This is a genomic window from Micromonospora sp. NPDC006431, assembly GCF_042870725.1.
Classification (GTDB): Bacteria; Actinomycetota; Actinomycetes; order Mycobacteriales; family Micromonosporaceae; genus Micromonospora.
The window spans coordinates 19,483-30,833 of sequence record NZ_JBIAHQ010000029.1 but is presented as its reverse complement, the minus strand read 5'-3'; the positions used below and the strand labels follow the sequence as shown (position 1 = coordinate 30,833).

Sequence of the window (11,351 nt, the reverse complement as noted above, 5' to 3'; positions counted from 1 at the left end):
TGGTTGCGGCGGCCAGGTCCAGCGGGCGGGGGTCGGCGGGGCGGCGCGAACCGGCCGCGGTTACCGGTGTACGGGCAGGGTGAAAGGCACGGCCAGTAGACAACGGCCAGGCGGGGGCAGCCAGTCCGCGTCCGGTCGGTCCGAAGGTCGGCGCCGCTCATTCTCGCCCCACCGGCCGGGAAGGGCCTGGGAGCATCGGGGCGCGGCGCGAGCCGCGCCCCGATTTTCGTTGCGCCGTCACAGGTGGCGGCGGCGCCACTCGGACTGTTCCTGCTCGGTGGCGATCTGCTCCTGCAGCGCGACCTGCCGGACGTGGCGGCGCAGCGGGTCGCCGGTGCGCAGCCCGGCCAGCACCAGCGCGACGCAGGCCGCGGCGAGCACCGCCAGGCCGGCGACCGCCGGCAAGAGGCCCGCGGGCAGCAGCACGACGGTCAGCGTCACCACCGTCACGGTCGGCAGCAGCCGCACCCGGTGGCTGGCCCGCGCCCACAGCGCCAGCAGGCCCACGATGTAGATGATCACGCCGGCGAACAGCACCCGGTTGTCCAGGCCGACAGCCCGCACCCGCCACGGGTCGACATGCGGGTCGGCGATCACGGCGAGGTAGCGTTTCAGGCCGAGGGCGAACAGGATGATCCCGACGACCAACGGCAGATGCAGGTACGCGTAGACGTCCCGGGCGAAGGACGCCCGTTCGTCGACGTCGCGGGTGCGGTGCAGCTTCTGTTCCAGGGCCGGCGCCAGGGTGTCGAAGTACATCCACCACAGCGCCGCGATGGTGGTGACGCCGAACACCGACGCCACGATCACCGCCCAGCTCAGCGGCAGGCCGACGGCCGGTTTGGGGCCCAGCCCCAGCGAGATGATCGACTCGCCGAGCGCGATGAGCAGGATCAGCGCGTACCGCTCCGCCCAGTGGGCTGCGGAGACCACTGCCAGGCCGACGTTGCGGACCCGACCCCCGGCGGTGAACTCGATGGCCACGGCGGCCGCCCACAGCGCCACCCGCAGCCAGGTCGGCCCGACCCCTGGCTGTTGCGGCAGCGCCCCGGCGACCACGATGAGCGTCACGCTGGCCAGCAGCGGCAGGCCGAACCGCAGTGCCGCGCGGCCCGGGGCGTCGGCGCGGGTCAGCACCACCAGCACCTGCACCGCCCGGATGACCAGGTAGCAGGCGGCGAAGACGAGCGGGCCGGGTGGCCCACCGGGACGGCTGGTGAACGCCTGCGGCAGGCTCAGGTTGAGCACGAACAGGGCGACCACCGTCACCACGCCGATCAGCGGCAGCACCCCCTGGTCGGTGCGGACCAAGTTGCCGAGGGCGGCGAACGAGACCCAGCACCACCACAGCAGGGCCAGCACCACGAGCCCGGCGAGCAGCGTGCGCACGCTCAGGCTCGCCGCCAGCAGGACGGTGACGTTGAGGAACGACAGCACGAACACCAGGTCGTAGAACAACTCCAGGCGGGTCACGCCGGACCCCGGCGCGGCAGGCAGGATGCGACCCCGCCACCGGCCTGCGCTCATGCTGCCGAGTCTGGCAGCGCCGGCCGCCGCCGCACGGAAAAGCCGCCGAACCCGGACGCGCGGCGGCCAGGCCGGCCGCCGCGTGACACCGGCGCCACCTCGATCTGGTCACCACCGTGCTGGCGTGTTTCACCCACGACGCCCCGATCCTGCCTCGGGCTGCCCCCGTTCACTGGGGCACGGGCCGGCGGCCGGGCCGGGCGGGTAGCCTTCGGCGCGTGATCGTGGTGAGGTGCCGGTGACGACGCTGGACCGGGAAGAGGTGCGCGCCCCGCACGGGGCACACGAGGCGGCGGGGCGGCGTCCGCTGCCGCTGCGGGTGGCCGCGCCGCTGGCCGTCGCGGCCGGGCTGGCCCTGCTGGTCGCGTTCCCCCCGTACGGGGTGTGGCCGCTGGCGCCGGTCGGGGTGGCGTTGCTCGCGGCGGCGGCGCACCGGCGGCGGCTGCGTGCCGGTGCGGGGCTGGGTTTCCTCACCGGGCTGGCGTTGTTCGCGCCGCTGCTGGAGTGGGCCAACCTGCACACCGGCGTCCTGCCGTGGATCCTGCTGTCCCTGCTGCAGGCCGGTTACCTGGCGTTGCTCGGCGCGGCCACCGCCTGGGTGTCCCCGCTGGTCGACCGGCACCGGGCGGCGTGGCCGCTGCTGACCGGGGTGTTGTGGGTGGGGCAGGAGGCGCTGCGGGACCGCACCCCGTTCGGCGGGTTCCCGTGGGGGCGGCTGGCGTTCAGCCAGGACACGTCCCCGCTGCTGCGGCTGGCCGCCCTCGGCGGCGCCCCGCTGGTCACCTGCGCCGTCGCGCTGGCCGGCGGGCTGCTGGTCACCGCCGCCTGGCGGGACTGGCGCCGGCCCGCCGGGCATTGGCGGCCCGTGGCGGGGCTCGCCGCCGCGCTGGCGGCTCTGCTGGCCGCCGGGTCGGCCGTTCCGGTCGGGGTGCGCGGCGGTGGGGACACCGTCACCGTCGCCATCGTGCAGGGCAATGTGCCCCGCCTCGGGCTGGACTTCAACGCCCAGCGGCAGGCCGTGCTCAACAACCACGTCGACGCGACCTTGCGACTGGCCGAGCAGGTCACCGCGGGTACGCAACGCCGCCCCGACCTGGTGGTGTGGCCGGAGAACTCCAGCGACATCGACCCGCTGCGCAATCCGGACGCCGCGGACCGTATCTCCCAGGCCGCCGACGCGATCGGCGCGCCGATCCTGATCGGCGCGGTGCTGCTCGGCCCCGACGCCGGGCAGGTCCGCAACGCCGGCCTGGTGTGGCGGCCCGGCACCGGCCCCGACCTCGGGCAGCTGTACGTCAAGCGGCATCCGGTGCCGTTCGCCGAGTACGTGCCGCTGCGCAAGATCGCCCGGATGGTCAGCGATCAGGTCGACCGGGTCCGCGCCGACTTCGTGCCCGGCGCCGCCCCCGGCGTGCTCAACGCCGGGGCGGTCACCCTCGGCGACGTGATCTGCTTCGAGGTCGCCTACGACGGCCTCGTCCGGGACACCGTCACCGGCGGCGGGCAGCTGCTGGTGGTGCAGACCAACAACGCCACGTTCGACGAGGCGGAGGCCCGCCAGCAGTTGGCCATGGTGCGGCTTCGTGCCGTCGAGCACGGCCGTGCGGCGTTGATGGCCTCCACGGTCGGCGTGTCCGGGTTCGTTTCCCCCGACGGGCGGGTAGACGGGGCCACCGGGTTCAACACCGCGGCGGTGGTGGTCCGGCAGATGGAGCTCGGGCACGGGCGTACCACGGCCACCCGGGCGGGGGTGTGGCCGGAGGTGGCTCTCGCGGCGCTGGCCGTGGCGGCGCTGGCCGGCGCGGCGGTGCTGCGCCGGCGGCGGGAGGTCACCTCCGGGTAGGACGAGGGAAGGGCGGTACGAGGTGGGCGTGGCAGCCGGGAAACGGACGGCCGGCCATCCCGGGGTGGGTCGGGTGCTGGTGGTCATCCCCACCTACAACGAGGCCGACAACGTCCGGACGATCGTCGCGCGGGTCCGCGAGGCCGCGCCGGCGGTGGACATCCTCGTCGCCGACGACAACAGCCCCGACGGCACCGGCGCGATCGCCGACGGGCTGTCCCGTACCGACCCGCACGTGCACGTGCTGCACCGGCAGGGCAAGGACGGCCTCGGCGCGGCCTACCTGGCCGGTTTCGCCTGGGCCCGGCAGCGCGGCTACGACGCCGTGGTGGAGATGGACGCCGACGGCTCGCACGCCCCGGAGGACCTGCCGGCGCTGCTGGCCGCGGCCCGCGACGCCGACGTGGTGATCGGCTCCCGGTGGACCCGCGGCGCGCGGGTGCTGAACTGGCCGCTGCGGCGGCTGCTGCTGTCCCGCTGCGCCAACCTGTACACGCGGCTGGCGTTGGGCATGCCGGTCTCCGACGCCACCGGCGGCTACCGGGTGTACCGGACGACGGCGCTGGACGCCATCGACCTGGACTCGGTGTGCTCGCAGGGGTACGCGTTCCAGGTCGAGCTGTCCCGGCTGGCCCACCGGGCCGGGGTGCGGATCGTGGAGGTGCCGATCACGTTCGTCGAGCGGGAGCACGGCGACAGCAAGATGAGCCCGCTGATCATGGCGGAGGCGTTGTGGCGGATCACCAGCTGGGGGCTGCGGGACCGGCGTCCGTCGGTGCGGCGGGGCGCCCCCGCCGAGTTGGCGCGGTGGCCGTGAGCGCGGGCGTGTCATGCTGGAGGGGCGTGAGGACACCCCTGGCTTGTGAGGTGAGATGCGCCGAGGACTGAGGTACGTGCCGCCGGCCCTGCTGCTGCTCGCGGTGCTGGAGCTGACCGTGTTCGTCCTGGTGGGGCGGGGCGTCGGGTTCGGGGCGGCGCTGCTGCTGGTGTTCGCGGCGTCCCTGCTCGGCCTGGTGCTGCTGCGCCGGGAGGGGGTTCGGGCCTGGCGGGGTTTCCGGGCGGCCGTGGAGTCCGGGCAGCCGCCGGGGCGGCAGGTCACCGACGGGCTGGTGGGTCTGCTGGGGGCGCTGCTGCTGGCGCTGCCCGGCCTGCTCAGCGGCGCGGTGGGGCTGCTGTTGCTGGTGCCGCCGGTGCGGCGGCTGGCCCGGGTCGGGGTGCAACGTCTCGCCGAGGGCCGGGTGTCGTCGATGGTCGCCGGTGACCTGTTCGGCCCGCGCCGGGTCCGGGTGTACCGGGGCGCGCCGCAGCCACCGCCGGCCCCGCAGCAGCAGCAGCCGGTTGTCGAGCCGGGCCGGCCCATCGAGGGGGAGATCATCGAGCCGGGCCGGCCCTGACCGCCCAGACGTGACGAAGCGCCCCCGGGGTGATCCCCGGGGGCGCTTCGGTTGTTGGTGCGCTCAGGCGCGGCCGCGGCGGGTGCGGACCTCCTGGAGCCGCTCGGCGAGGATGTCCTCCAGTTCGGCGATGGAGCGCCGCTCCAGCAGCATGTCCCAGTGGGTACGCGGCGGCTTGGCCTTCTTCTGCTCCGGCTCGCTGCCGTCGACCAGCCGGGCGACGCTGCCGTCGAACTTGCACTCCCAGGTCGTCGGGACCTCGGCGTCGACGGCGAACGGCACCTCGAACTGGTGCCCCTTGGCGCAGAGGTACTCGCGGGTCTGGCGCGGCGCGAGCTCCGTGTTGCGGTCGGATTCGTAGCTGACCGCGCCCAGTCGGCTTCCGCGCAGCATGCGCTCGCCCATGATCGGCTTCCCCTCGTTCGTGGTGCTGTCTTCTCGGTGTAACGGTCCCTGCCCGCCCGGCCATTCCCGCCCATGCGGAACCGGCCCGCATCGGTCGGGACCCTGCAAGGGTAGCCGGCCATGACAGGTCCCCGGCGGGGTCGTCCCCGGCCGGGTCGAATGGGTGGAGTGATTTGGCTGTCATTGGGGATGTTAGCCGCCGCAGGTGTGCGGGAGGTGACGATGACCAGTGACGCGCCGATAGACGCCCGACCGCCCGGGGGAAGGACGTTTTTCGGCCACCCCCGGGCGCTGTCGACGCTGTTCCTCACCGAGATGTGGGAGCGGTTCAGCTTCTACGGCATGCGCGCGATCCTGGTGCTGTACCTGACCGCGGCCGTCGCCGACGACGGCCTGGCCATCCCGGAAACCACCGCCAACGCCGTGTACGGCACCTACAACGCGATGGTCTACCTGATGGCGCTGCCCGGCGGCTGGGTCGCCGACCGGCTGCTCGGCGCCCGGCGCAGCGTGCTGTGGGGCGGCATCGTCATCGCCGCCGGTCACTACGTGATGGCGGTGCCGGCCCGCTGGAGCGTGTTCGCCGGCATGGCCCTGATCGTGCTCGGCACGGGCCTGCTCAAACCCAATATCTCCACCATGGTCGGCGACCTGTACGACCGGGACTCCCCGCGCCGCGACGCCGGCTTCTCCATCTTCTACATGGGCATCAACCTGGGCGGGTTCATCGCGCCGCTGGTCACCGGGTTCCTCGGCGAGAAGATCAACTGGCATCTGGGGTTCGGCGCCGCCGCGATCGGGATGACCTTCGGCGTCCTGCAGTACGTGCTGGGCCGGCGGAACCTCGGGGAGGCCGGCGCGCGGCCGGTCGACCCGCTGCTCGGGGCCGACCGGCGGCGGGCGCTGACCCGCATCGGCGTGGTCGTCGTGGTGGCGCTGGCGGTGCTGGCCGCACTCGCCGTGACCGGACTGTTCACCGTCAACACCGTGGTCAACCTGCTCACCCTGCTCACCGTGCTGGTGGCCATCGGCTACTTCGCCCGGATCCTCACCGACCGGGAGATCAGCCGGACCGAGCGCAGCCGGATGAAGGCGTACCTGTGGCTGTTCGTGTTCGCGGCCGCGTTCTGGCTGATCTACGACCAGGCCGGGTCGGTGCTGAACATCTTCGCCGCCGACAAGACCGACCGGTCCGTGTTCGGCTTCACGTTCCCGGCGTCCTGGCTGCAGTCGGTGAACCCGATCCTGATCATCATCGGGGCGCCGCTGGCCGCCTGGCTGTGGCTGAAGCTGGGGCACCGGGTGTCCACGCCGATGAAGTTCGCCGTCGGGCTGGTCCTCAACGGCCTGTCGTTCGTGCTGATGGCCGCCGCCGCCCGGGCCGCCGTCGGTGGCGAGCTGGTGTCGCCGTGGTGGCTGGTGGCCGTGTACGCCATCCAGGTCGCCGGTGAGCTGTCGCTGAGCCCGGTGGGCCTGTCGGCCACCACGAAGCTGGCCCCGGTCAAGTACGCCAGCCAGATGATGGGGCTGTGGTTCCTCGCCACCGCCGTGGGTGACGCGATCGGTGGCCAGGTGGCCCGGCTGGCCGGGACCTGGTCGGAGTCGACGTACTTCCTCACCTTCGGGCTCGCGTCGGTGGTGCTGGGGGTGAGCGCGGTGATGTTCACCCGGCACATCCGGCACCTGATGGCCGGCATCCACTGACGTGCCGGGTATCAGGCCGCCGGGGTGGGTGGCAGCGGCAGCGGCAGGCCGGGCAGCCCGTCGATGCTGGTGGCGATGTGCGGCTTGCCGGCGAAGTAGGCGCTCAGCGACGCGTCGTCCTCCCGGGCGAACCGCCGGCCGTGCAGGTCGCGGTCCGCGTCGTAGGTCATCAGGGGGACCGCGTACCCGCAGGTGTCGCGGATCAGGTCGGCGCGGACCACGATGATCGCCCGCAGCCCGTGCACGCTGGCGTCGATGTCGGGGAAGTGGCGCAGCAGGTCCGCCCAGCGGGGATCGTCGCGGAACACCGGCTCGCCGCGTCCGTGCACCCGCACGATGTTCGGCGGGCCGGTGAACGCGCACCACATCAGCGTGATGCGGCCGTTCTCCCGCAGGTGGGCGATGGTCTCCGCGTTGCTGCCGGCAAAGTCGAGGTAGGCGACCGTGTGCTCGTCGAGCACCGCGAGGCAGCCGCGCAGGCCCTTCGGGGACAGGTTGACGGTGCCGTCGCCGGCCAGGGGGGCGGTGGCGGTGAAGAACATCGGCTGCGCCTCGATGAAGGTGCGCAGCCGGCCGTCGATGCGCTCGTACGTCTTTCCCACACCCGCATCATCGCCGTCGCCGGGCTGTCGGCGCCGCCCCGTCCCAGCCCGTGATCAGGCGGGCAGCCGCTCCCGCAGCCAGTCGGACAGGCCGGTCAGGGCGGGCGGGGCGATCTGGTGGCCGACCGGGTCGCGTCGGGCCGTGGCGGCCGCGCCGGACTTGCCGCGCAGGTACGCCCAGGTGCGGTCGAGCAGCTCGCGGGGGATGACGCTGTCGTGCTCGCCCTGGGCCACGAACACGGGCACCCCGGCCAGCCGGCCGGGCGTGGTGGGCACCCCGGCGTCGAACGGCAGGGTGCCGTAGAGGATCGCGGCGCCGGCGTACCGGGCCGGGTCGTCGAGCAGCAGCCCACCGGCGAACGCGGCGCCGCCGCTGAAACCGACCAGCGCCACCGGCCGGCCGGCGGGGGCCACCTCGTCGAGCCAGCCGCGGAACCAGTCCATGGCGGCGCGTAACGATGCGGCGACCGGGCGGCCGACGCCCCGGTTGGCGAACCAGGCGTAGCCGCCGCCCTCGGCGATCGGCGCGCGGACCGCCGCGTACGCCGGGCCGGCGGGCAGGTGGCCGGCCAGCGAGAGGATCTCCTGCTCGTGGCTGCCGCGGCCGTGCAGCAGCACGACCAGCGGGGCCGCCGGGTCGGGGTTGCCGGCGATGGCCGCCACCGGCGGCGGGAACGTCATCTGGTTGTGCATTCAACCAAAATACGTCAGGTGTCGCGGGCGCCGAGCCTCGCCAGGGCGCTGGCCAGGTCGCTGACCTGGTCCGCGAGCTGGGCGGCCCGCCGCTGCGCCGCGTCGCGGTCGGTCTCGGCGGCGCGCAGCCGAACCGTCAGCTCGGCCAGCCGAGCCTCGGCGGCGCCGGCGCCCTCCCGCGCGGCCGCCAGGTCCGCGGCGAGGGCGTCCCGCTCGTCGGCGCGGGCCGCCGCCTCCTGCCCAGCCGCCGCGACCGCCTCCACCCGGGCGGCCTCGGCCCGCTCCGCGGCGGTCCGCGCCTGCTGCTCGCCCCGCCGCGCCTCGGCGGTCTCCGTGCGGGCCCGCTCGGCCGCCGCCCGGGCCGCCTCGGCGTCGGCCCGGGACCGGTCCGCCTCGGCGGCCAGCCGCTCGGCGCGTTCCACCGCCTCCCCGGCCGAACGGGTGGCCCGCTCGGCGTCACCGCGGGCGGCATCCCGCTCGGCGGTCAGGTCGGTGACCCGCCGCCGCTGGACGTCGAGCTCGGTGCGCGTGGTACGCAGCTCGTGGCGGGCGGCGTCGCGGTCCCGTTCGGCCTGCACCCGCAGCGCCTGCGCGGCGCTGGCCTCCCCGCGCGCCTCGTCCCGGGCCGCCTCGGCGTGCCGCGCCCCCGCCACGGCCCGGGCGGCCTCCGCCTCGGCCCGCTCGGCCCGCTGCCGGGCCGTGTCCCGTTCGGCGGCCGCCGCCTGAGCCTCCTGCCGGGCGCGGGCGGCGGCCGCGGCAGCGTCCTCGCCGTCGCGGCGGGCGTCGTCGCGTTCGGTGTGCGCGGCCGCGACCTGGGCGGCCGCCTCGGCACGGACCAGGGCGACCTGCCGCTCCACCCCGGCCGGGGACAGCTCGGCGTGCAGCGCCTCGGTGAGGCTCTCGACGATCTGGTCGAGCCTGTCCACCGCCTCCCAGGTGCGGGCCACCTGCCCGGGCAGGCCGGGAGCGTTGCGGTGGCGCATCCGGGAGTTGCGGGAAGCCCGCTGGCAGGCGCCGTCGTTGTCCCGGCAGTAGCGGAACGGACGGCCGGCGCCGGCACGCTGCGGCACCTCCCGTCCACAGTGCGCGCAGGGGCGGGTGTCGGGGGTGGGCTGGGCGTCCATCGGGGCGAAGTCTAGTGACCGGTCCGGGCGGCCCGGCGGGCCGCGCCGGCGGCGGGTAGGTTGCCGGGCATGCCTGTCTCGCCGTACGTCGCGCGGCTGCGCCAACACATCGGACACGACCTGCTCATGCTCTACGGGGTCAGCGCGGTGGTGACCGACGACGCCGGGCGGCTGCTGCTGGCCCGCCGCGGCGACAACGGCCGCTGGTCGCTGCCCGCCGGAATGGTCGACCCGGGTGAGCAGCCGGCCGAGGCGCTGCTGCGCGAGGTGTACGAGGAGACCGGGGTGCGGGTGGCGATCGAGCGGGTCGGCGGGGTGGCCACCCATCCGGTGCGCTACCCGAACGGCGACACCTGCGAGTACCTCAACGTGTGGTTCCGCTGCCGGGCGGTCGGCGGCGCCGCCACCGCCGACGGCGACGAGTCCGTCGCGGTCGGCTGGTTCGACCCGGCCGACCTGCCGGAGCTGGACGACTGGAGCCGGCTGCGGATCGACACGGCGCTGCGCGAACAGGCCCGGGCCTGGTACGCCGCGCCGGGTGAGCGGCACGCGGGCCTCACCGGACCCGACAACCTCTGACCGTGCGTCGGCCGCGCGTACCGGTCAGGGGGTGGCGACGGCGGCGCGGGACCGGTCCGCGGCGATGCGGACCGCGAGCCCGGCCAGCACGCTGCCCATCACGTACCGCTGCGCCCGCTCCCACGCCGGCCGGCGGGTCAGGAACGACGACACCGTGCCGGCGGTGAGCACGATCAGCCCGTTGACCGCCAGCGCGATGCTGATCTGGGTCAGCCCCAGCAGCAGGCTCTGCACCGCCACGTGACCGCGCGCCGGGTCGATGAACTGCGGCAGCAGCGACACGTACAGGATGGCGATCTTCGGGTTCAGCAGGTTGGTGACCAGGCCCATGGTGAACAGCCGCCGGGGGCGGTCCGGCGGCAGCGCCGCGGGCGTGAACGCCGACCGGCCGCCCGGGCGCAGCGTCCGCCAGGCCAGCCACAGCAGGTACGCCGCCCCGGCCAGCTTCACCGCCACGTACAGCGGCGGCACCAGCACGAACACCGTGGCGATGCCGGCGACCGCCGCGACCAGGTAGACCAGGAAGCCGGCGGCCACCCCGAGCAGCGAGATCAGCCCGGCCCGCCGGCCCTGGGTGACCGACCGGGACACCAGGTAGACCATGTTCGGACCGGGCGTGAGCACCAGGCCCAACGCCACCAGGCCGATGCCCACCAACGCTCCGGTAGTGACCATGACGCCCCCGTTCCGGTGAATCTGCTGATCACCCTACGCCTGGGCCGTCGCGCCCGGATCCGGTGGACACAGGCCGTCCCACCCGTCGGGCCGGCACAGCCGGGCTGCGTGACGTGGCTGCGGCGCCGGCGGTGGTCGGCGCGGACCCGCGACGCGTACGTCCGGCGGTTCAGGCGCCCAGGAGGTGATCGACCCGCTTCCGGCGGGCGGGACCGAGGCGCGAGAATGCGGGCATGTCCATGGTCCTGCGCGCCGCTGCCACGGCCACCGCCCCCGCACTCGTGCTCCGACCGTGGCGCGCCGGCGACGTCGAGGCCCTGCTGGCGGCGTACCAGGACCCGGTGCTGCGCAGCTGGACCCGGTTTCCGGTCACCACCGCCGCGGACGCCCGGACGTTCCTGCGCCGGGCCCGCCAGGGCTGGGCGGCCGGCCGCCGGTTCAGCTTCGCCGTGCTGGAGCCGGAGCCGGACGGGGAGCGGCTGGTGGCGAACGTGGTGCTCAAGGAGATCATCCCCGGCCGCCCGTACGCCGAGGTCGGCTACTGGACCGCGGCGCCCGCCCGCGGTCGCGGGGTCGCACCCCGCGCGGTCACCGCGGTGAGCGACTGGGCCTTCGCCCGCTTCGCCGCCGGCGGGCTGACCCACCTCGAGCTGCTGCACCAGGTGGACAACCTGGCCTCCTGCCGGGTGGCGGAGAAGAGCGGGTACGCCTTCCAGGAGGTGCTGCCCGCCCGGCCCCCGTTCCCCCGTGACGGGCACCGGCACGTGCGCTGGCACCGCTGACCCTGCCGGACCCGCCGGCCGGG

12 protein-coding genes are annotated in these 11,351 nt (G+C 74.8%); 6 read left to right on the top strand and 6 right to left on the bottom strand.

The window, feature by feature from the left end:
- Positions 1–237: 237 nt before the first annotated feature.
- Positions 238–1,527, bottom strand: coding sequence for a low temperature requirement protein A (locus ACFYM6_RS31755; RefSeq protein ID WP_387281158.1), 1,290 nt, complete (start codon positions 1,525–1,527; stop codon positions 238–240).
- A gap of 238 nt (positions 1,528–1,765) precedes the next feature.
- Between ACFYM6_RS31755 and lnt the strand changes: the two genes are divergently transcribed.
- Genes lnt through ACFYM6_RS31740 form a run of 3 tightly spaced genes read left to right on the top strand, consistent with a single transcriptional unit; the run spans position 1,766 to position 4,764 of the window.
- Positions 1,766–3,370 (top strand): apolipoprotein N-acyltransferase, encoded by a 1,605-nt coding sequence (gene lnt, locus ACFYM6_RS31750; RefSeq protein ID WP_387281189.1) that lies wholly within the window; start codon positions 1,766–1,768, stop codon positions 3,368–3,370.
- Between the two features lie 22 nt (positions 3,371–3,392).
- Entirely contained in the window at positions 3,393–4,187 is a 795-nt protein-coding gene (locus ACFYM6_RS31745; RefSeq protein ID WP_073835107.1) for a polyprenol monophosphomannose synthase, read from the top strand.
- A 55-nt stretch (positions 4,188–4,242) separates the two neighbouring features.
- On the top strand, positions 4,243–4,764 hold the full coding sequence (locus ACFYM6_RS31740; protein WP_387281157.1) for an FxsA family protein: 522 nt from the start codon (positions 4,243–4,245) through the stop codon (positions 4,762–4,764).
- Between the two features lie 63 nt (positions 4,765–4,827).
- On the opposite strand, the gene ACFYM6_RS31735 is transcribed toward ACFYM6_RS31740, so the two are convergent.
- Positions 4,828–5,169 carry an RNA polymerase-binding protein RbpA gene (locus ACFYM6_RS31735; RefSeq protein WP_046564157.1) on the bottom strand — a complete coding sequence of 114 codons (342 nt, stop codon included), beginning with the start codon at positions 5,167–5,169 and terminating at the stop codon, positions 4,828–4,830.
- A 222-nt stretch (positions 5,170–5,391) separates the two neighbouring features.
- Between ACFYM6_RS31735 and ACFYM6_RS31730 the strand changes: the two genes are divergently transcribed.
- Complete coding sequence (locus ACFYM6_RS31730; protein ID WP_387281156.1) at positions 5,392–6,873, top strand: peptide MFS transporter; 1,482 nt, start codon at positions 5,392–5,394, stop codon at positions 6,871–6,873.
- 11 nt (positions 6,874–6,884) lie between these two features.
- On the opposite strand, the gene ACFYM6_RS31725 is transcribed toward ACFYM6_RS31730, so the two are convergent.
- The 3 genes from ACFYM6_RS31725 to ACFYM6_RS31715 are packed head-to-tail and all read right to left on the bottom strand — an operon-like array spanning position 6,885 to position 9,292.
- Positions 6,885–7,475 carry a pyridoxamine 5'-phosphate oxidase family protein gene (locus tag ACFYM6_RS31725; RefSeq protein WP_073835105.1) on the bottom strand — a complete coding sequence of 197 codons (591 nt, stop codon included), beginning with the start codon at positions 7,473–7,475 and terminating at the stop codon, positions 6,885–6,887.
- Positions 7,476–7,529: 54 nt separating this feature from the next.
- Positions 7,530–8,168: an alpha/beta hydrolase gene (locus ACFYM6_RS31720; RefSeq protein WP_387281155.1), complete on the bottom strand. Its 639-nt coding sequence runs from the start codon at positions 8,166–8,168 to the stop codon at positions 7,530–7,532.
- 14 nt (positions 8,169–8,182) lie between these two features.
- Positions 8,183–9,292: a hypothetical protein gene (locus ACFYM6_RS31715; RefSeq protein WP_387281154.1), complete on the bottom strand. Its 1,110-nt coding sequence runs from the start codon at positions 9,290–9,292 to the stop codon at positions 8,183–8,185.
- Positions 9,293–9,361: 69 nt separating this feature from the next.
- Between ACFYM6_RS31715 and ACFYM6_RS31710 the strand changes: the two genes are divergently transcribed.
- Positions 9,362–9,871 carry an NUDIX domain-containing protein gene (locus tag ACFYM6_RS31710; RefSeq protein ID WP_387281153.1) on the top strand — a complete coding sequence of 170 codons (510 nt, stop codon included), beginning with the start codon at positions 9,362–9,364 and terminating at the stop codon, positions 9,869–9,871.
- Positions 9,872–9,895: 24 nt separating this feature from the next.
- Here ACFYM6_RS31710 and ACFYM6_RS31705 read toward each other — a convergent pair whose 3' ends face one another.
- Positions 9,896–10,546 carry a LysE family translocator gene (locus ACFYM6_RS31705; RefSeq protein WP_387281152.1) on the bottom strand — a complete coding sequence of 217 codons (651 nt, stop codon included), beginning with the start codon at positions 10,544–10,546 and terminating at the stop codon, positions 9,896–9,898.
- A 233-nt stretch (positions 10,547–10,779) separates the two neighbouring features.
- Here ACFYM6_RS31705 and ACFYM6_RS31700 point away from each other — a divergent pair, with 233 nt between their 5' ends.
- Positions 10,780–11,328, top strand: a complete 549-nt coding sequence (locus tag ACFYM6_RS31700; RefSeq protein WP_387281151.1) for a GNAT family N-acetyltransferase — start codon at positions 10,780–10,782, stop codon at positions 11,326–11,328.
- The last annotated feature ends 23 nt before the right edge of the window (positions 11,329–11,351 follow it).

Excerpts from the sequence above, each read along its gene's own strand:
- ACFYM6_RS31730 (WP_387281156.1), top strand. The coding sequence starts at position 5,392 with ATGACCAGTGACGCGCCGATAGACGCCCGACCGCCCGGGGGAAGGACG.
- ACFYM6_RS31700 (WP_387281151.1), top strand. The coding sequence starts at position 10,780 with ATGTCCATGGTCCTGCGCGCCGCTGCCACGGCCACCGCCCCCGCACTC.
- ACFYM6_RS31720 (WP_387281155.1), bottom strand. The coding sequence starts at position 8,168 with ATGCACAACCAGATGACGTTCCCGCCGCCGGTGGCGGCCATCGCCGGC.
- ACFYM6_RS31705 (WP_387281152.1), bottom strand. The coding sequence starts at position 10,546 with ATGGTCACTACCGGAGCGTTGGTGGGCATCGGCCTGGTGGCGTTGGGC.
- ACFYM6_RS31735 (WP_046564157.1), bottom strand. The coding sequence starts at position 5,169 with ATGGGCGAGCGCATGCTGCGCGGAAGCCGACTGGGCGCGGTCAGCTAC.
- ACFYM6_RS31715 (WP_387281154.1), bottom strand. The coding sequence starts at position 9,292 with ATGGACGCCCAGCCCACCCCCGACACCCGCCCCTGCGCGCACTGTGGA.
- ACFYM6_RS31755 (WP_387281158.1), bottom strand. The coding sequence starts at position 1,527 with ATGAGCGCAGGCCGGTGGCGGGGTCGCATCCTGCCTGCCGCGCCGGGG.
- ACFYM6_RS31710 (WP_387281153.1), top strand. The coding sequence starts at position 9,362 with ATGCCTGTCTCGCCGTACGTCGCGCGGCTGCGCCAACACATCGGACAC.
- ACFYM6_RS31740 (WP_387281157.1), top strand. The coding sequence starts at position 4,243 with ATGCGCCGAGGACTGAGGTACGTGCCGCCGGCCCTGCTGCTGCTCGCG.